Origin of the sequence: Pseudomonas benzenivorans, from assembly GCF_033547155.1 — a bacterium.
In the GTDB taxonomy this organism is placed as follows: domain Bacteria; phylum Pseudomonadota; class Gammaproteobacteria; order Pseudomonadales; family Pseudomonadaceae; genus Aquipseudomonas; species Aquipseudomonas benzenivorans_B.
In genome coordinates, this window is the sequence record NZ_CP137892.1 from 515,903 (window position 1) to 533,141 (window position 17,239).

Consider the following 17,239-nt stretch of genomic DNA (forward strand, 5'->3'; position numbering starts at 1 on the left):
TGGCACCGCGCCTGGCCGGCATCGGCCGATATTCCCGACATGCTATGATCTGCGGCGATTTTGCCGCCCCGGAGTCCCCATGAAGTTGTCCATGCCCCGTTTCGACCAAGCCCCCGTTCTGGTGGTGGGCGATGTCATGCTCGACCGTTACTGGCATGGCGGCACCTCGCGGATTTCCCCGGAGGCGCCGGTGCCGGTGGTCAAGGTCGAGCAGATCGAGGACCGCCCCGGCGGTGCGGCCAACGTCGCCCTGAACATCGCCGCGCTGGGCGCGCCGGCCGTGCTGATCGGGGTCACCGGTGCCGACGAGGCCGCCGACAGCCTCAGCAACAGCCTGCAGGCGGTGGGGGTCAGGACCCGCTTCCAGCGCATCGCCGACCAGCCGACCATCGTCAAGCTGCGGGTGCTGAGCCGTCACCAGCAACTGCTGCGCATGGACTTCGAGGAGGCCTTCAGCACAGACGCCGTCGCCATCGCCCGCGAGGTCGAGGCGCAGCTCGAGGGGGTCAAGGTGCTGGTGCTGTCCGACTACGGCAAGGGCGCGCTGAAGAATCACCAGGTGCTGGTACAGGCCGCCCGCGCCCGCGGCATCCCGGTGCTGGCCGACCCCAAGGGCAAGGACTTCTCCATCTACCGCGGCGCCAGCCTGATCACCCCCAACCTCAGCGAGTTCGAGGCCATAGTCGGTCACTGCCGGGACGAGGCCGAACTGGTGGCCAAGGGGGCGGCGCTGATGCGCGAGTTGGACCTCGGCGCGCTGCTGGTGACCCGCGGCGAGCACGGCATGACCCTGCTGCGCCCCGAGCATGCGCCGCTGCACCTGCCGGCCCGGGCCCGCGAGGTGTTCGATGTCACCGGTGCCGGCGACACCGTGATCTCCACCCTGGCCGCCAGCCTGGCCGCCGGCGAGGAACTGCCCCAGGCCGTGGCCCTGGCCAACCTGGCCGCCGGCATCGTGGTCGGCAAGCTCGGCACCGCGGCGATCAGTGCCCCCGAGCTGCGCCGCGCGGTGCAGCGCGAGCAGGGTTCCGAGCGCGGCGTGCTGAGTCACGACCAGTTGCTGCTGGCCATCGAGGATGCCCGCGCCCACGGCGAGAAGATCGTCTTCACCAACGGCTGCTTCGACATCCTGCATGCCGGTCACGTGACTTATCTGGAGCAGGCCCGGGCCCAGGGCGATCGCCTGGTGCTGGCGGTCAACGACGACGCCTCGGTCAGCCGCCTCAAGGGTCCCGGCCGGCCGATCAACTCGGTGGACCGGCGCATGGCCGTGCTCGCCGGTCTCGGCGCAGTGGACTGGGTGGTGAGCTTCGCCGAGGACACCCCGGAGCGCCTGCTCGAGCAGGTACGCCCGGACGTGCTGGTCAAGGGCGGCGACTACGGCATCGACCAGGTGGTCGGCGCCGAGATCGTCACCGCCTACGGTGGCGAGGTGCGGGTGCTCGGCCTGGTGGAGAACAGCTCGACCACCGCCATAGTCGAGAAGATTCGCAGCAAATAGGCCTTGGCTGGCCGGCGCTAGCCGCGCCCGGCGGCGTCCAGCTCGGGCGGCGGGTTTGGGGGTGAGGACCGGCCGCCAGTGGCCGCTGCGGCCTTGAGCCCCTGCAGCTGCAGCCAGTCCTTCCAGCGGATGCGCTCCTCGCGCACCAGCCAGCCGTCCTGCGGCGCGAAGCTCTCCGCCAGCCACAGGCCGCGGGTGCTGCTGGGCGTCAGCACGCCGTTCTTCAGGGTCAGCAGCTCGTTGGTCGGTCTGCCGTTCTCCAGCGGGATCAGGTACAGGTCCGGGCGCCGGCGGTCGAGGCGGGCGATCAGCTGGCCGTCTTCCAGGTGCTCGTCGACGTGGAACAGGCTCGGTTGCCTGGCCTCTTTCGGCAATTCCAGGCGCAGGTCGTAGACCAGCTGCAGCGAGGCGGTCGGCAGGTGCACGTAGGCCCGCGGTCGCTCGAGCAGGGTCAGGTTGCCGCACTGCACCGGGCGCGCCGCGCCGGACAGCGGGCTGAGGCGAAAGTGCACGGCCTCGCGGTAGTGCAGCGCGCCCTGGTAGGGGGCCGGCAGCCAGGTGTCGCCGAAACGGCCGTACAGCCAGCCTTCCGGGGTTTCCACCAGGCATTCCTCGGCCACCTCCTGGATCGCCGTGTGCAGCGGCAGGTTCAGCTCGTGGGCCGGGACATAGCCGGAAATCAGCTTGAGTACCACGTCGCCGCGGTCCTGGCGCCGCTGGCGCACCAGCAGCCAGTACTCGCGGCCGTGCCAGCTCAGGGTCAGGCGCACCGAGACTCCCAGGTTGGCCAGCTCCACGGCGAAGCGCTGGCTGTCGCCGAGCGCGATCTCCCGGCGCCGTTCCAGCATCTGGGCGAAGTTCAGGGCCTGGCCGATGCCCTGGTAGCTCAGGCGGTCCGGGCCCGCTTCGACGAACAGCGGCAGGGTCTTGAAGACACTGGGGTTCTTGCGGATCAGGGTGCGCGCCATCTGGGTACCTCTCGGGTGGGCCGGGCCGCGATCCTGGAGTCAGGCGATGTCCTGGATCACCGCCGCGGCCGTTGCCACATTATGGGCCAGGTGCTGCGGGTCGATGGTGCCGATGATGGCGCTGTTCACCGCCGGGTGGCCGAAGATCAGCTCGAAGCTGGCCTGGACCGGGTCTTCGCCCGGCTGCAGGCAGGCATGCCCGCTGGCCAGGGCCTTCTTCACCAGGATGCCCTTGCCGTGCTGCTCGGCGTAGTCCAGCACCGGCAGCTCGCCCTGCTCGTTGAGGTTGTAGGTGACCATGGCGCAGTCGCCCTGCTGCAGGGCCAGTAGGCCACCCTCGACGGTCTTGCCGGACAGGCCGAAGGCGCGGATCTTGCCTTCGCGCTTGAGCTCGGCGAGGGTCTCGTAGATGCCGCTGTCCTGCAGGATGGCGACATCGTTGCCGTCCGAGTGCACCAGCAGCAGGTCGATGAAGTCGGTCTCCAGGCGCTTGAGGCTGCGCTCCACGGAGCGGCGCGTATGGGCTGGGGAGAAGTCGAAGCGCGACTGGCCGTTCTCGAACTCCTCGCCGCTCTTGCTGACGATCACCCACTGCTCGCGCTGGCCGCGCAGCAGCGGGCCGAGGCGCGCCTCGCTGGTGCCGTAGGCCGGGGCGGTGTCGATCAGGTTGATGCCCAGCTCGTGGGCCTGGGCCAGCAACCGGCGGGCCTCGGCGTCGTCCGGGATGCGGAAGCCGCTGGGGTACTTCACGCCTTGGTCGCGGCCCAGCTTGACGGTGCCCAGGCCCAGCGGCGAGACCAGCAGCTCGGTCGAGCCCAGCGGGCGATGCAGGTTGTGCAGGGTGTGCATCAGAACAGTTCCTCCCAGGCGGGTTGGGCGATGGCCGGGCGCGGCAGCGCGGGCAGCGGGGCGTGGGCGGCGGGACGGATGCCGTCGCGCGCCAGGCTCGCCAGCACGCGGTCGGCGAAGTCCGGGGCCAAGGCCAGTTTAGTCGGCCAGCCGGCCAGCAGGCGGCCCTGTTCGGCGAGAAAGGCGTTGTCCGGGCGCACCAGGCCGGACTGCGCCGGCTCGGCGCGCTCGACCCTCAGGGTGGCCCAGCGGGCGTCGCCGAGGTCGATCCAGGGCAGCAGCGCGGCCAGTTCCTTCTGCGCTGCGGCGATCTGCGCCGCCTCGTTACGGGCCACGCCCTCGGCTTCGGCCAGGTCGCCGCCCAGGTACCAGACCCACTGGCCGTCGGCCGCCGGGTGGCTGGTGACCGTTACCCGCGGCTTCGGGCCGCCGCCCAGGCAGTGGGCGTACAGCGGCTTGAGGGTCGGCCCCTTGACCAGCACCATGTGCAGCGGGCGCAGTTGCTGGACCGGTTGCTTGAGCTCGAGCGCGGCGAGCAGTTCGGCGTTGCCGCGCCCGGCGCTGAGGACGATGCGCTGGGCGCGAATCTCCCGGTCGTCGACGCGCAGGCCGACCAGCTCGTCCTGCTCGCGCAGCGGCTCGATGGCTGCGCCGGCCAGCAGGCCGTCGCCGGCCAGTTCGGCGAGGCGGGCAATGAGGCTGGGCACGTCGAGCACCAGCTCGGTCAGGCGGTAGACCTTGCCCTTGAATTTCGGATGCTGCAACGCCGGTGGCAGCTGCTCGCCCTTGACCTGGTCGACCCGGCCACGCACCGCCTTGCTGGCGAAGAAGCTGGTCAGGTTGCCGGCCAGGCTGCCGGGGGACCACAGGTAGTGGGCCTCGGACAGCAGGCGCACGCCGGACAGGTCCAGCTCGCCGTTGCCGGCCAGCGCCTCGCGCCAGCGCCGCGGCATGTCGGCGATGGCTTCCGAGGCGCCACTCAGGGCGCCGTGCAGGGCGTACTTGGCTCCGCCGTGGATGATCCCCTGGGACTTGACGCTCTGTCCGCCGCCCAGGCTGGCGTTCTCCACCAGCAGGGTGGCGAAGCCCTGGCGGCGCAGGCGCGCATTCAGCCAGAGACCGGCGATACCGCCGCCGACAATCAGAACGTCCGTGCTCAGAGCTTGGGACATGGGCGCGCCTCGTTGAAAAAAACAGGCGCGCAGTATAACCCGCGTGGTCGTGACGTCGGCCCTGATCAGTGGCCGACGCTTTGCGAGAACAGCTGGATCACCACCACGCCGGCGACTATCAGGCCCATGCCGAGCAGCGCCGGCAGGTCCAGCCGCTGCTGGTAGAGAATGGTCGCGGCGATGCTCACCAGAACGATGCCCAGGCCGGCCCAGACCGCGTAGGCCACGCCCACCGGTATGGTCTTGACCACCAGGCTGAGCATCCAGAAGGACAGCGCATAACCGAACACCACCAGCAGCAGCGGCAGGGGGCGGTTGAGGCCGTCCAGGGCCTTCATCGAGGCTGTGGCGACGACTTCGGCGGCGATAGCGATGCCGAGGTAGAGGTAGCCGGTCATAGAAAATCCCTCCTACTAGGTGTGGTGAGGATTCTAAGTGTTCTCGTGATGGGATAAAGTCATTACCTATCTTTAGTGGAGATAGGTTGTCGGTCATGCAGTGGAGTCTGGAGCAAGTCCGCCTGTTCGTCAGCGTGGCCGAGTGCCAATCGTTTTCCGCGGCGGCCCGGCACCTGGGGCGTGTGCAGTCGGCGGTCAGCAGTTCGATTGCTTTGCTGGAGGCCGACCTCGGGGTGCTGCTGTTCGAGCGCAGCAGCGGACGTCAGCCGCGTCTGACCGTCGCCGGTGAGGCCTTGCTGACCGAGGCGCGTGAGGTGTTGCGCCAGTGCCAGCGCCTGGAGGGCCGCGCCCTGGGCCTGGTGCGCGGCGAAGAGGCGCGGCTGCGCCTGGCCCAGGATGAGGCCATGCCCTATCAGTCGGTGCTCGACAGTCTGGAGGCGCTGGCGCAGCGTTTCCCCCGCCTGGAGCTGCAGGTCGCCAGCGGCGCCCAGGGCGATGTGGCGCGCAAGCTGCTGGAGCGACGCGCCGACCTCGGTCTGCTGTTCCACCATGAGCAGATGCCCGAGGCCTTGGAGCGTCAGCGCCTGGGCACCATCGAGATGGTCACGGTGTGCGGCGCCGGGCACCCGCTGGCCGGGCTGGCCTATGCCGACCGGCGCGAGCTGGCCCGCCACCGTCAGTTGTTGATGGCGCCGCAGGACAGCACCTACCCCGGGGGCGAGCAGATCAGCCCTCAGGTATGGCGAGCCGACAGCTTCTATGCCATGGCCGAGCTGCTGGCGCGCAACCTGGGCTGGGCCTGGTTGCCGCGGCACGTGGCCCAGTACCCGACCTATCAGGGGCTGCTGGTGGAGCTGCGCAGCGATTGGACGCCGCCGCCGCTGGTGGTGGAGCTGGTTTGTCGTCGTGACGAGGCCCTGGGGCCTGCCGCGCGCTGGCTGGGCGAGCGCTTCGCCGAGCACCTGCGCGCCATCGGCTGATCGGCGGCGGCCGCTCTGCTAAGCTGCGCGCCCATGAATCGTCCTCTGTACTCCCTGCTGTTTCATCTGGCCTTGCCCGTCATAGCCCTGCGTCTGGGCTATCGCGCCTGGCGCGCGCCGGCCTATGCCCGGCGCATCGGCGAGCGTTTCGCCCTCGACCTGCCGCGGCTCGAGCCGGGCGGCATCTGGCTGCACGCGGTGTCGGTAGGCGAGAGCATCGCCGCCGCCCCCTTGATCCGCGAACTGCTGGCGCGTTACCCGCAGTTGCCGATCACCGTCACCTGCATGACGCCGACCGGCTCGGAGCGCATCCGTGCCCTGTTCGGCGGCCCGGACTATGCCGGCCGGGTGCAGCATTGCTACCTGCCCTACGACCTGCCCTGGGCGGCGGCGCGCTTTCTCGAGCGGGTGCAGCCGCGCCTGGCGCTGATCATGGAAACCGAGCTGTGGCCCAACCATATCCACCAGTGCGCACGGCGCGGCATTCCCGTGGTGCTGGCCAACGCGCGCCTGTCCGCGCGCTCGGCCCGCGGTTACGGGCGCTTCGCCAAGCTGACCGCGCCGATGCTCGCCGAGTTGAGCCTGGTCGCGGTGCAGACCGCCGCCGAGGCCGAGCGCTTTCGCAGCCTGGGGGCTCGCCCCGAGTGCGTGGAGGTGACTGGCTCGATCAAGTACGACCTGCACATCGATCCGGCGCTGGCCGAGCGTGCCGGTGCGCTGCGGACGCAGTGGGGCGTTCGGCGGCCCGTGTGGATAGCGGCCAGCACCCACGCCGGCGAGGACGAGATCGTCCTCGCCGCCCACCGCCAGTTGTTGGCCCGGCAGCCGGATGCGTTGCTGATCCTGGTGCCGCGCCACCCCGAGCGCTTCACGCCGGTGTTCGAGCTGTGCCGGCGCCAGGGTTTCGCCACCCGGCGCCGCTCCGGCGGCGAGGCGCCGGGGGCCGCCGACCAGGTGCTGCTGGGCGACACCATGGGCGAGTTGCTGTTTCTCTACGGCCTGGCGGATTGCGCCTTTGTCGGCGGCAGCCTGGTGGCCAACGGCGGGCACAACCTGCTGGAGCCGGCGGCGCTGGGCAGACCGGTGCTCAGCGGGCCACACCTGTTCAACTTCCTCGAGATCGCCGCACAGTTGCGCGAGGCCGGGGCGTTGGGCGAGGTCGCCGATGCCCCGCAGCTGGCCGCGCAGGTGGCCGAGCTGTGGCAGCAGCCGCAGCGGGCGCGGCAGATGGGCGAGGCGGGCCTGGCGGTGATGCGGGCCAATCAGGGGGCGCTGCAGCGCCTGCTCGCCGGGGTGGAGCGCCTGCTCGCTTAGGACCAAGGCGGAAAGCCGTCTGAGACGGTTTCGCATCGGCATGAAAAAGCCGGCCACTCGGGCCGGCTTTTTCATGGGGCGCCTCAGTAGTCGGGGTCGCCGCGCAGTTGCGCCTCTGCGGCCTTGGCCAGGTCCGGGGGGAGGAAGTCGCGGTCCGGGTCATAGTCGGGCTTGAGGAAGTTGCCCAGGGCCTCCAGGTCGGCCGGGCTGAGGGTGCCGGCGGCCTGCTTGAGGCGCAGGTTGTTGAGGATGTAGTCGTAGCGCGCATCGTTGTAGGTGCGCACCGAGTTGTACAGCTGGCGCTGGGCATCGAGCACGTCGACGATGTTGCGGGTGCCGACCTGATAGCCGATTTCGGTGGCCTCCAGGGCGCTCTGGTTGGAGATGATCGACTGCTTGCGCGCCTGCACGGTCTCCACGTCGGTGTTCACCGCGCGGTGCAGGTTGCGGGTGTTCTGCACCACCTGGCGGCGCAGGCTCTCGCGCAGCTGCTCGCTCTGGGTCAGGCGCTGGTAGGCCTCGCGCACCTGGGAGCTGGTCAGGCCGCCGCTGTACAGCGGGATGTTCAGCTGCAGGCCGATCGAGCGCTGTTCGACGTCGCCACTGAAGGGTTGCTGCCCTGGAATACTGGTTCCCGAGTTGCTGAAGCCTAGGCTGTCGTTGTCGCCCTTCTGGTAGCTGGCCACCGCATCCAGGGTCGGCGCATGGCCGGACTTGCGCTGGCGCAGGGTCTCCTCGGCGGCGTCGACGGCATAGTTGCTGGCCAGCAGGTTGAGGTTCTGGGCGCTGGCGGTGTCGACCCAGGCCTTGGCGTCGTTGGGCGTCGGCGCCAGGATCGGCAGGCTGTGCTCGATGCCCTCGAGGGCGGCGTGCTCGCGGTTGGTCAGGGTGATCAGGGCCTGGAAGGCGTCCTCCACCTGGCGCTCGGCGATGATCCGGTTGGCCCGGGCGGTGTCGAATCCGGCCTGGGCCTCGAGCACGTCGGTCTTGTCCGACAGGCCGACGTCGAAGCGCTCGTTGGCCTGGTCGAGCTGGCGCTTGAAGGCGGCTTCCTCGGCCTTGGTCGAGGCCAGGGTGTCCTGGGCGCGCAGCACCGCGAAGTAGCTCTCGGCGCTCTGCAGGATCAGGTTCTGCTCGGTGGCGGACAGTTCCAGGGCAGCCTGCTCGCTGGTCGCCTCGGCGGCCTGCAGCTGGAACCAGCGGTCGGCGCGGAACAGCGGCTGGCTGAGGTTGGCCTGGTACACCGTGCCGCTGCGCGAACTGGTGATGGACGGCGAATCCACCGAGGTGCGGGTGTCGTTCAGGTTGGCGCCGGCCGAGAGGTTCGGCAACAGGCCGGCGCGGGCCTGGGGTACCACCTCGCGGCGGGCCTGATAGTCGGCGCGGGCGGCCGCCAGGTCGGCATTGTTGTCGGCGGCTTCCTGGTAGACCGTTACCAGGTCGGTCTTGGTGGACAGCGGGGCCTGTTCGGCCCAGGCCAATCCGTTGGCGGCGGAGGCCACGGCAAGAGCCAGAGAGAGTCTGCGCAGCATTCGAGGGAGTCCTAGATTTGGCGGTAATCGGCAAGGCTAAGGCGCGCTGCCTGGGGGGTCAAGGTACGGCGGTGGCGGCCTCAGTGTAGATTGCAACAAGCTATGTTGCATGGTCGCAACAATCGGCCGGTGTGCTGCGGCAGGCGTCATTTTCCGACGCATGGGTCGGGATATTTTGACCCGCCGGTTGGTTTTATCGCCGCCGGTTGATTAGACTGGCCGGGTTCTTGTCGGGGTGCCCTGAGTCTCCGCGTTGTCACGCGGTGTTAAGGAGGGCTGAGATCGGATGTTCCGGATCCCGTTGAACCTGATCAGGTTAAGGCCTGCGTAGGGAACAAGATGTCCTCGCCCATCCTACGGCGAGTCCTCTCGGCACCGCCTGCGGTGCGCCCCGCACTCCGAGTCCGCTCCAGGTTCGCTCCGACATTCAGCCCAGGAGATAACCAGCCGATGAGTGCACAACAAAAGAACCTGAGCGAAAGCGCCCAGGTCGACCAGCAGTCGATCCAGCCCTTCCCCCGCTCGCGCAAGGTCTACGTACAGGGCTCGCGCCCGGACATCCGCGTGCCGATGCGCGAGATCAGCCTGGACGTGACGCCCACCGACTTCGGTGGCGAGGTCAACGCGCCGGTGCTGGTCTACGACACCTCCGGCCCCTACACCGACCCGAACGTGACCATCGACGTGCGCCAGGGCCTGGCCGACGTACGCAGCGCCTGGATCGAGGACCGCGGCGACACCGAGCTGCTCGACGGCCTGAGCTCCAGCTTCGGCCAGGAGCGCCTGGCCAACCCCGAGCTGACCGCCATGCGCTTCGCCCACGTGCGCAACCCGCGCCGCGCCAAGGCCGGCAAGAACGTCAGCCAGATGCACTACGCGCGCCAGGGCATCATCACCCCGGAGATGGAATACGTCGCCATCCGCGAGAACATGAAGCTGCAGGAGGCCCGCGCCGCCGGCCTGCTCGACCAGCAGCACGCCGGCCACAGCTTCGGTGCCAACATCCCCAAGGAGATCACCCCGGAGTTCGTCCGCGAGGAGATCGCCCGCGGCCGCGCCATCATCCCGGCCAACATCAACCACGTGGAGCTGGAGCCGATGATCATCGGCCGCAACTTCCTGGTGAAGATCAACGGCAACATCGGCAACAGCGCGCTCGGTTCTTCGATTGAAGAAGAAGTGGCCAAGCTGACCTGGGGCATCCGCTGGGGCTCGGACACGGTGATGGACCTGTCCACCGGCAAGCACATCCACGAGACCCGCGAGTGGATCATCCGCAACTCGCCGGTGCCGATCGGCACCGTGCCGATCTACCAGGCCCTGGAGAAGGTCGGCGGGGTGGCCGAGGACCTGACCTGGGAGCTGTTCCGCGACACCCTGATCGAGCAGGCCGAGCAGGGCGTGGACTACTTCACCATTCACGCCGGGGTGTTGCTGCGCTACGTGCCGATGACCGCCAAGCGGGTCACCGGCATCGTCTCGCGCGGCGGCTCGATCATGGCCAAGTGGTGCCTGGCCCACCACAAGGAGAATTTCCTCTACACCCACTTCGAGGAAATCTGCGAGATCATGAAGGCCTACGACGTGTCCTTCTCCCTGGGCGACGGCCTGCGTCCGGGCTCCATCGCCGACGCCAACGACGAGGCCCAGTTCGGCGAACTGGAGACCCTCGGCGAGCTGACCAAGATCGCCTGGAAGCACGACGTGCAGGTGATGATCGAGGGCCCCGGCCACGTGCCGATGCAGCTGATCAAGGAGAACATGGACAAGCAGCTGGAATGCTGCGACGAGGCGCCGTTCTACACCCTCGGCCCGCTGACCACCGACATCGCCCCGGGTTACGACCACATCACCTCGGGCATCGGTGCGGCGATGATCGGTTGGTTCGGTTGCGCCATGCTCTGCTACGTTACCCCCAAGGAGCACCTGGGGCTGCCGAACAAGGACGACGTGAAGACCGGCATCATCACCTACAAGATCGCCGCCCACGCCGCCGACCTTGCCAAAGGCCATCCGGGGGCGCAGATTCGCGATAATGCCCTGAGCAAGGCGCGCTTCGAGTTCCGCTGGGAGGACCAGTTCAACCTGGGCCTGGATCCGGACACGGCGCGGGCCTTCCACGACGAGACGCTGCCGAAGGACTCGGCCAAGGTGGCGCACTTCTGCTCCATGTGCGGGCCGAAGTTCTGCTCGATGAAGATCACCCAGGAGGTGCGGGTCTATGCTGAGGAGCAACGCATCGCCGCGGTCGACCTGGAGGTCGAGCAGGGCATGCAGGCCAAGGCCGAGGAATTCAAGGCGCAGGGTGCACAGCTCTATCACAAGGTGTGATGGCAGCCAGACGCAGATCCCCCGGATCTGCGGAGTGACCAGGACGGGCCTTCGGGCCCGTTCGTGTTAACAGGGGGTATCCATGCAACAGGACGATGTCGAAATTATCGAGCGGGAAGCCTGCTTTCGCGGCTTCTACCGGCTCGATCGCCTGCATCTGCGTCATCGCCAGTTCTCCGGCGAGATGGGCCGGCCACTGAGTCGCGAACTGTTCGTGCGCCACGATGCGGTGTGTGTGCTGCCCTACGATCCGCAACGCGACGCCGTGGTGCTGATCGAGCAGTTCCGCGTCGGCGCCCTGGAGAAAAGCGCCAACCCCTGGCTGCTGGAGCTGGTGGCCGGGTTGATCGACAAGGACGAGGAGCCGGAAGCGGTGGCTCGGCGCGAGGCGGTCGAGGAGGCGGGGCTCAGCCTGACCTCGCTGTGGCCGATCAGCCAGTACTACCCCTCGCCGGGCGGGTCGGACGAGCGGGTGCATCTGTTCATCGGCCGCTGCGACAGCGAGGGGGCGGGCGGCGTGCATGGCCTGGCCGAGGAGGGTGAGGATATCCGCGTGCACGTCTGGCCCCTGGAGGATGCCCTGGACGCGGTGAAGGACGGGCGCATCGACAATGCGGCGAGCATCATCGCCCTGCAGTGGCTGGCGCTCAACCGCGCCGAAGTCCGGGGGCTGTGGTCGTGAACCTGTTGCGCGAGCGCTACCGGGTCGACCTGGTGGAGCTGCAGGCGGTGTGCGAGGCCAACTACGCGCGGCTGATGCGCCTGTTGCCGGAGATGCGCACCCAGGCCAAGGTGCGACGCGTCGCCCTGAGCCAGGGCGAGCACCAGCTCGGCATACTGGCCCTGGACGTGCTCGAGGCCTGCCCCTATACCACCACCCTGCGGGTGCGCCAGGAGCACAGCCTGCCCTGGCTGCCGGTGCCGCAGTTGGAGGTGCGGGTATACCACGACGCGCGCATGGCCGAGGTGGTCAGCGCCGAGAATGCCCGGCGCTTTCGCAGCATCTACCCCTACCCGAACGCCGCCATGCACCAGCCGGACGAGAAGAGCCAGCTCAACCTGTTTCTCGGCGAATGGCTGAGCCACTGCCTGGCCTGTGGCCACGAGCCGGCACCGGTGTTCTAGGTTCGGGCCGCTTCCGGCGAATTTCGTCGTTTTTGACTGTCGGCGAGGCGGTTTTTCTGTGACTCAGGCCCGCTTCGCGGGTTTACCATCGCCGGCGCCTGCCAGCATAATCCCTGCACCCTGCTCAAGGAGACGGCCTTGCCGAGCGCGCCCACTTCCGTTGCTGATTCCTCGGTCCTGCTGGTGCAGCTGTCCGACAGCCACCTGTTTGCCGAGGCGAACGGCAAGCTGTTGGGCATGGATACCCAGGACAGCCTGCGGCGGGTGGTCGAGCAGTTGCTGCAGGAGCAGCCGCAGGTCGATCTGCTGCTGGCCAGCGGCGACCTCTCCCAGGATGGCAGCGAGGCCTCCTACGCCCGTTTCCGCCAGCTCACCGCGCCCATCGACGCCCCGGCCCGCTGGCTGCCCGGCAACCACGACGAGCTGCCGGCGATGCATCGCGCCTGCGACGGCAGCGACCTGCTGGAGCCGGTGATCGATCTGGGCAACTGGCGCGTCATCCTGCTCGACTCCTCCATTCCCGGTGCGGTGCCTGGCTATCTCGGCGAGCAGCAGCTGGTGCTGCTCGAGCGTGCCCTGGCCGAGGCCCCCGAACGTCACCACCTGATCTGCCTGCACCACCATCCGGTGCCCATCGGTTGCGCCTGGATGGAGCCGATCGGGGTGCGCAACCCCGAGGCGCTGTTCGCCGTGCTGGCGCGTCACCCACAGGCGCGGGCGCTGCTCTGGGGGCATGTGCACCAGGAGTTCGATCAGTTGCGCGACGGTGTGCGCCTGCTGGCCTCGCCCTCGACCTGCGTGCAGTTCGCCCCCGGCAGCGAAGATTTCCAGGTCGACAGCAGCGCGCCGGGTTACCGCTGGTTGCGCCTGCATGCCAATGGCCGCCTGGAGACCGGCGTGTCGCGGGTGACCGGCATCCAGTTCGAGGTGGACTACAGCGTCAAGGGCTATTGATAGCCCGGGCTGGAGGGCGCAGCGCGAAAGCTGCTACCGTTCGCCTTCCCGTTTTCAGCCCTAAGCCCTGTCAGCCATGCCCGCAGATTGTCCTCGCATCCTCTATCTCCATGGCCTGAACAGCTCGCCGGCCTCGCAGAAGGCCAGCCAATTGCGTCGTGCCATGGAGCGCATCGGCCTGGCGGAGCAGCTGCGGGTGCCGGCCCTGCACCATCATCCGCGCCAGGCCATCGCCCAGCTCGAAACGGCGATCGCCGAGCTCGGCCGGCCCGTGCTGGTCGGCAGCTCCCTGGGCGGCTACTATGCGACCCACCTGGCCGAGCGGCATGGCCTGCGCGCGCTGCTGATCAACCCGGCGGTGCGTCCGCACCTGCTGTTCGACGGCTACCTGGGACCGCAACAGAACTACTACAGCGACGAGACCTGGGAGCTGACCGCCGAGCACGTCGCGGCCCTGGCCGCGCTGGAGGTGCCGCCGCCGCAGGACCCCGCGCGTTTCCAGGTATGGCTGCAGACCGCCGACGAAACCCTCGATTACCGCCAGGCCCAGGTCTATTACCGGGCCTGCGCCCTGCGCATCCAGGCCGGCGGCGACCATGGCTTCCAGGGCTTCGCCGAGCGCCTGCCGATGCTCTTGGCTTTCGCCGGTATTCCCGCCAGGCTCTGGCGCGATATCGACTTTTCCGACCTTTAAGACGACCCGAGACCCCATGGCCCAGCAGAACGCCTATAACGCCGATGCCATCGAAGTCCTTTCCGGCCTCGACCCGGTGCGCAAGCGCCCGGGCATGTACACCGACACCACGCGCCCCAACCACCTGGCCCAGGAGGTCATCGACAACAGCGTCGACGAAGCCCTGGCCGGTCACGCCAAGTCGATCCAGGTGATCCTGCACGAGGACAACTCGCTGGAGGTGCTCGACGACGGCCGCGGCATGCCGGTGGACATCCACCCGGAAGAAGGCGTTCCCGGCGTCGAGCTGATCCTCACCAAGCTGCACGCCGGCGGCAAGTTCAGCAACAAGAACTACCAGTTCTCCGGCGGCCTGCACGGCGTCGGCATTTCGGTGGTCAACGCCCTGTCGACCCGGGTCGAGGTGCGCGTCAAGCGCGACGGCAGCGAATACCGCATGGCCTTTGCCGACGGTTTCAAGGCCAGCGACCTGGAGGTGGTTGGCAGCGTCGGCAAGCGCAACACCGGCACCAGCGTGCACTTCTGGCCGGACGCCAAGTACTTCGACTCGCACAAGTTCTCGGTCAGCCGCCTCAAGCACGTGCTCAAGGCCAAGGCCGTGCTGTGCCCGGGGCTCTCCGTCACCTTCGAGGACAAGGCCGCCGGCGACAAGGTCGAGTGGCACTACGAGGACGGCCTGCGCTCCTACCTGGTCGATGCCGTCAGCGAGTTCGAACGCCTGCCCGCCGAGCCCTTCTGCGGCACGCTGGCCGGCAACAAGGAAGCGGTGGACTGGGCCCTGCTCTGGCTGCCGGAAGGCGGCGAGAGCGTGCAGGAAAGCTACGTCAACCTGATCCCCACCGCCCAGGGCGGTACCCATGTCAACGGCCTGCGCCAGGGCTTGCTGGACGCCATGCGCGAGTTCTGCGAGTTCCGCAACCTGCTGCCGCGCGGGGTCAAGCTGGCGCCGGAGGACATCTGGGAGCGCATCGCCTTCGTCCTCTCGATGAAGATGCAGGACGCCCAGTTCTCCGGGCAGACCAAGGAGCGCCTGTCCTCCCGCGAGGCGGCGGCCTTCGTCTCTGGCGTCGTTAAAGACGCCTTCAGCCTGTGGCTCAACGCCCATCCGGAATTCGGCCAGCAGCTGGCCGAGCTGGCCATCAGCAACGCCAACCGCCGCCTCAAGGCCGGCAAGAAGGTCGAGCGCAAGAAAATCACCCAGGGCCCGGCGTTGCCCGGCAAGCTGGCCGACTGCGCGGGGCAGGACCCCATGCGTTCCGAGCTGTTCCTGGTGGAGGGGGATTCCGCCGGCGGCAGCGCCAAGCAGGCCCGCGACAAGGAGTTCCAGGCGATCATGCCGCTGCGCGGCAAGATCCTGAATACCTGGGAGGTGGACGGCGGCGAGGTGCTGGCCAGCCAGGAGGTGCACGACATCGCCGTGGCCATCGGCATCGATCCCGGCGCCAGCGACCTGTCCCAGCTGCGCTACGGCAAGATCTGCATCCTCGCCGACGCCGACTCCGACGGCCTGCACATCGCCACCCTGCTGTGCGCGCTGTTCGTCCGCCACTTCCGCGCCCTGGTCGATGCCGGGCACGTCTACGTGGCCATGCCGCCGCTGTACCGCATCGACCTGGGCAAGGAGGTGTTCTATGCCCTGGACGAGGCCGAGCGCGACGGCATCCTCGACCGCCTGGTGGCTGAGAAGCGCCGTGGCAAGCCCCAGGTCACCCGCTTCAAGGGCCTGGGCGAGATGAACCCGCCGCAACTGCGCGAGACTACCATGGACCCCAATACCCGGCGCCTGGTGCAGCTGACCCTGGACGACTTCGAGGGCACCCGGGAAGTGATGGATATGCTGCTGGCCAAGAAGCGCGCCGGCGACCGCAAGTCCTGGCTGGAGTCCAAGGGCAACCTGGCCGAGGTGCTGCTCTGATGCGCGGCCTCTGTGCGGCACTGGCGCTGCTGGCGACCACGGCGCTGGCCGAGACACCACTGGAAGAGCTGCGCCTGCTCGGCGAGCATCCGGTGGCGGGCATGGCCGGCGGCAACCTCTCGGGCCTGGCCCAGTGTGGCGATTCCCTGTGGGCGGTATCGGACCGCGAGGACGATCGCCTGTATCGCCTGACAACCGGTGCCGCGGTCTGGCAGGCCGAGGCCGAGCCCTTCGTCGCCCCTCCCGCCCCCGAGTCGCCGCTGCCCTGGGGGCTGCGCATGCGCACCTGGGTCGCCGGCCAGGTGCGTGGTGGCGGCCTGGACTTCGAAGGCCTGTCCTGCGACGCCCAGGGTAATCGCTACCTGGTCAGCGAGGCGCACGCGGCGGTGTTGCGGCTCTCGGCCATGGGCGAGGCGCAGTGGTTGGCCCTGCCCGAGGCGGTGGTGCGCCAGGCCCGTGCCAGCGGCATGCTGCTGCGCTTCAACGCCCTGTTCGAGGGCGTGGCGCTCGACCCGGACGGTGAGCGTCTGTGGCTGGCGGCCGAGCGTCAGCGCCGCGGCCTGCTGGTGCTGCACCGGCAGGGGGCGTCCTGGCGCTGCACCGGTGGCTGCGTGTTGATCAGCGAGGGCGGCCGCGAAGCCGGTCCCGCCCAACTGGGCGGCGAGGAGCGGCCGCGGGATTTCTCCGGGCTGGCCTTCCATCAGGAGAAACTCTTCACCCTGGAGCGCCAGGCCCACCGCATCTGCCGGCGCCAGCTGAGCGACGGCGCGGTCGAGCGCTGCTGGTCCTTCGCCGCCGAGGCGCTGGCCGACGCCCGCCGTTATGCGCCGGACTACGGTCAGGCCGAGGCCCTGTGGGTCGACGCCGACGGTGCCTGGGTCGGCCTCGACAACGAAGGCCGGGCCCGTGCCGACGGCGAGCTGCGGCCCATCGTCTGGCGTTTCGCCGCGCCGCAGGGCGGCTGGGGCGCTCGCCGGTGAGCACGCCTGCGCCGGGCCGCCGGGCCGGTCGGGTGATGCTGGTGCTGGCCTGGGGCGCCGCGCTGCTGCTGGCCACGCGCTTCTTCGGCGAGTGGGAAGACGGCCAGCGCAACCCCAACCGTCACCCCGAGTCGGTGCATGGCAGCGACTACGTCGAGGTGCGCCTGGCCAGCAGTCGCCAGGGTCACTACCGCGCAGATGGGCGGATCGATGACCAGCCCGTGACCTTCCTCCTCGACACCGGCGCCACCCAGGTGGCGGTGCCCGTCGAGGTGGCCCGGCGTCTGGGCCTGCGCGCCGGCGAGGCGATCCTGATCAGCACCGCCAATGGCCGTGCCACCGCCCATCGTACCCGGCTGGCCAGCCTGCGCCTGGGCGACATCCTCCTGCGGGATGTCGAGGCGCTGATCGCCCCCGGCATGGACGGCGAGGAGGTGCTGCTGGGCATGAGCGCCCTCAAACAACTGGAATTCACCCAGCGCGACGGCACCCTGATGCTGCGCCAATCAACCTTGCGATGAGACCT

General features: G+C 68.8%; 16 protein-coding genes and 1 riboswitch. Of the genes, 11 read left to right on the forward strand and 5 right to left on the reverse strand.

The window, feature by feature from the left end:
* Positions 1-79 precede the first annotated feature (79 nt).
* Entirely contained in the window at positions 80-1,501 is a 1,422-nt protein-coding gene (gene hldE / locus SBP02_RS02425; protein ID WP_318644831.1) for a bifunctional D-glycero-beta-D-manno-heptose-7-phosphate kinase/D-glycero-beta-D-manno-heptose 1-phosphate adenylyltransferase HldE, read from the forward strand.
* A 17-nt stretch (positions 1,502-1,518) separates the two neighbouring features.
* Here the strand turns inward: hldE and SBP02_RS02430 are convergent, their stop codons facing one another.
* From SBP02_RS02430 to SBP02_RS02445, 4 genes are all read right to left on the reverse strand, one after another.
* The gene (locus tag SBP02_RS02430; RefSeq protein ID WP_404824352.1) at positions 1,519-2,469 is read right to left on the reverse strand and encodes a metal ABC transporter ATPase; all 951 of its coding nucleotides are present in this window, start codon (positions 2,467-2,469) and stop codon (positions 1,519-1,521) included.
* A 39-nt stretch (positions 2,470-2,508) separates the two neighbouring features.
* On the reverse strand, positions 2,509-3,318 hold the full coding sequence (locus tag SBP02_RS02435; RefSeq protein ID WP_318644832.1) for an aldo/keto reductase: 810 nt from the start codon (positions 3,316-3,318) through the stop codon (positions 2,509-2,511).
* Positions 3,318-4,490: an NAD(P)/FAD-dependent oxidoreductase gene (locus tag SBP02_RS02440; RefSeq protein ID WP_318644833.1), complete on the reverse strand. Its 1,173-nt coding sequence runs from the start codon at positions 4,488-4,490 to the stop codon at positions 3,318-3,320. The genes SBP02_RS02435 and SBP02_RS02440 overlap by 1 nt, the downstream gene beginning before the upstream one ends.
* A gap of 65 nt (positions 4,491-4,555) precedes the next feature.
* Positions 4,556-4,888, reverse strand: a complete 333-nt coding sequence (locus SBP02_RS02445; RefSeq protein ID WP_318644834.1) for a DMT family transporter — start codon at positions 4,886-4,888, stop codon at positions 4,556-4,558.
* A gap of 95 nt (positions 4,889-4,983) precedes the next feature.
* Between SBP02_RS02445 and SBP02_RS02450 the strand changes: the two genes are divergently transcribed.
* Both SBP02_RS02450 and waaA read left to right on the forward strand, forming a co-directional pair.
* Positions 4,984-5,868 carry a LysR family transcriptional regulator gene (locus SBP02_RS02450; RefSeq protein WP_318644835.1) on the forward strand — a complete coding sequence of 295 codons (885 nt, stop codon included), beginning with the start codon at positions 4,984-4,986 and terminating at the stop codon, positions 5,866-5,868.
* A 33-nt stretch (positions 5,869-5,901) separates the two neighbouring features.
* Complete coding sequence (gene waaA / locus SBP02_RS02455; RefSeq protein ID WP_318644836.1) at positions 5,902-7,182, forward strand: lipid IV(A) 3-deoxy-D-manno-octulosonic acid transferase; 1,281 nt, start codon at positions 5,902-5,904, stop codon at positions 7,180-7,182.
* Positions 7,183-7,265: 83 nt separating this feature from the next.
* Here the strand turns inward: waaA and SBP02_RS02460 are convergent, their stop codons facing one another.
* Positions 7,266-8,714, reverse strand: a complete 1,449-nt coding sequence (locus SBP02_RS02460) for a TolC family outer membrane protein (protein ID WP_318644837.1) — start codon at positions 8,712-8,714, stop codon at positions 7,266-7,268.
* A gap of 221 nt (positions 8,715-8,935) precedes the next feature.
* Positions 8,936-9,065, forward strand: a riboswitch (TPP riboswitch).
* 99 nt (positions 9,066-9,164) lie between these two features.
* Between SBP02_RS02460 and thiC the strand changes: the two genes are divergently transcribed.
* The 8 genes from thiC to SBP02_RS02500 all read left to right on the forward strand — a co-directional run bounded on the left by thiC (position 9,165) and on the right by SBP02_RS02500 (position 17,234).
* A complete protein-coding gene (gene thiC, locus SBP02_RS02465; protein ID WP_318644838.1) occupies positions 9,165-11,045 on the forward strand; it encodes a phosphomethylpyrimidine synthase ThiC in 1,881 nt (626 codons plus the stop codon).
* Between the two features lie 82 nt (positions 11,046-11,127).
* Complete coding sequence (locus tag SBP02_RS02470) at positions 11,128-11,727, forward strand: NUDIX domain-containing protein (RefSeq protein WP_318644839.1); 600 nt, start codon at positions 11,128-11,130, stop codon at positions 11,725-11,727.
* Positions 11,718-12,170: a DUF1249 domain-containing protein gene (locus SBP02_RS02475; RefSeq protein WP_318644840.1), complete on the forward strand. Its 453-nt coding sequence runs from the start codon at positions 11,718-11,720 to the stop codon at positions 12,168-12,170. The genes SBP02_RS02470 and SBP02_RS02475 overlap by 10 nt, the downstream gene beginning before the upstream one ends.
* 138 nt (positions 12,171-12,308) lie before the next feature.
* Entirely contained in the window at positions 12,309-13,124 is an 816-nt protein-coding gene (gene cpdA / locus SBP02_RS02480) for a 3',5'-cyclic-AMP phosphodiesterase (RefSeq protein WP_318644841.1), read from the forward strand.
* Positions 13,125-13,200: 76 nt separating this feature from the next.
* Positions 13,201-13,818, forward strand: coding sequence for a YqiA/YcfP family alpha/beta fold hydrolase (locus tag SBP02_RS02485; RefSeq protein WP_318644842.1), 618 nt, complete (start codon positions 13,201-13,203; stop codon positions 13,816-13,818).
* A gap of 16 nt (positions 13,819-13,834) precedes the next feature.
* On the forward strand, positions 13,835-15,733 hold the full coding sequence (parE, locus tag SBP02_RS02490; RefSeq protein ID WP_318644843.1) for a DNA topoisomerase IV subunit B: 1,899 nt from the start codon (positions 13,835-13,837) through the stop codon (positions 15,731-15,733).
* Complete coding sequence (locus SBP02_RS02495; RefSeq protein ID WP_318644844.1) at positions 15,733-16,713, forward strand: esterase-like activity of phytase family protein; 981 nt, start codon at positions 15,733-15,735, stop codon at positions 16,711-16,713. The genes parE and SBP02_RS02495 overlap by 1 nt, the downstream gene beginning before the upstream one ends.
* Entirely contained in the window at positions 16,710-17,234 is a 525-nt protein-coding gene (locus tag SBP02_RS02500; protein ID WP_318644845.1) for a retropepsin-like aspartic protease family protein, read from the forward strand. Before SBP02_RS02495 ends, SBP02_RS02500 begins: the two co-directional genes overlap by 4 nt.
* Positions 17,235-17,239: the final 5 nt, after the last annotated feature.

What these genes read in the sequence shown, in the direction of transcription:
- thiC (WP_318644838.1), top strand. Translation starts at nt 9,165, where the DNA reads ATGAGTGCACAACAAAAGAACCTGAGCGAAAGCGCCCAGGTCGACCAG.
- SBP02_RS02440 (WP_318644833.1), bottom strand. Translation starts at nt 4,490, where the DNA reads ATGTCCCAAGCTCTGAGCACGGACGTTCTGATTGTCGGCGGCGGTATC.
- waaA (WP_318644836.1), top strand. Translation starts at nt 5,902, where the DNA reads ATGAATCGTCCTCTGTACTCCCTGCTGTTTCATCTGGCCTTGCCCGTC.
- SBP02_RS02450 (WP_318644835.1), top strand. Translation starts at nt 4,984, where the DNA reads ATGCAGTGGAGTCTGGAGCAAGTCCGCCTGTTCGTCAGCGTGGCCGAG.
- SBP02_RS02430 (WP_404824352.1), bottom strand. Translation starts at nt 2,469, where the DNA reads ATGGCGCGCACCCTGATCCGCAAGAACCCCAGTGTCTTCAAGACCCTG.
- SBP02_RS02460 (WP_318644837.1), bottom strand. Translation starts at nt 8,714, where the DNA reads ATGCTGCGCAGACTCTCTCTGGCTCTTGCCGTGGCCTCCGCCGCCAAC.
- SBP02_RS02470 (WP_318644839.1), top strand. Translation starts at nt 11,128, where the DNA reads ATGCAACAGGACGATGTCGAAATTATCGAGCGGGAAGCCTGCTTTCGC.
- SBP02_RS02435 (WP_318644832.1), bottom strand. Translation starts at nt 3,318, where the DNA reads ATGCACACCCTGCACAACCTGCATCGCCCGCTGGGCTCGACCGAGCTG.
- hldE (WP_318644831.1), top strand. Translation starts at nt 80, where the DNA reads ATGAAGTTGTCCATGCCCCGTTTCGACCAAGCCCCCGTTCTGGTGGTG.
- SBP02_RS02445 (WP_318644834.1), bottom strand. Translation starts at nt 4,888, where the DNA reads ATGACCGGCTACCTCTACCTCGGCATCGCTATCGCCGCCGAAGTCGTC.
- SBP02_RS02485 (WP_318644842.1), top strand. Translation starts at nt 13,201, where the DNA reads ATGCCCGCAGATTGTCCTCGCATCCTCTATCTCCATGGCCTGAACAGC.
- SBP02_RS02495 (WP_318644844.1), top strand. Translation starts at nt 15,733, where the DNA reads ATGCGCGGCCTCTGTGCGGCACTGGCGCTGCTGGCGACCACGGCGCTG.
- parE (WP_318644843.1), top strand. Translation starts at nt 13,835, where the DNA reads ATGGCCCAGCAGAACGCCTATAACGCCGATGCCATCGAAGTCCTTTCC.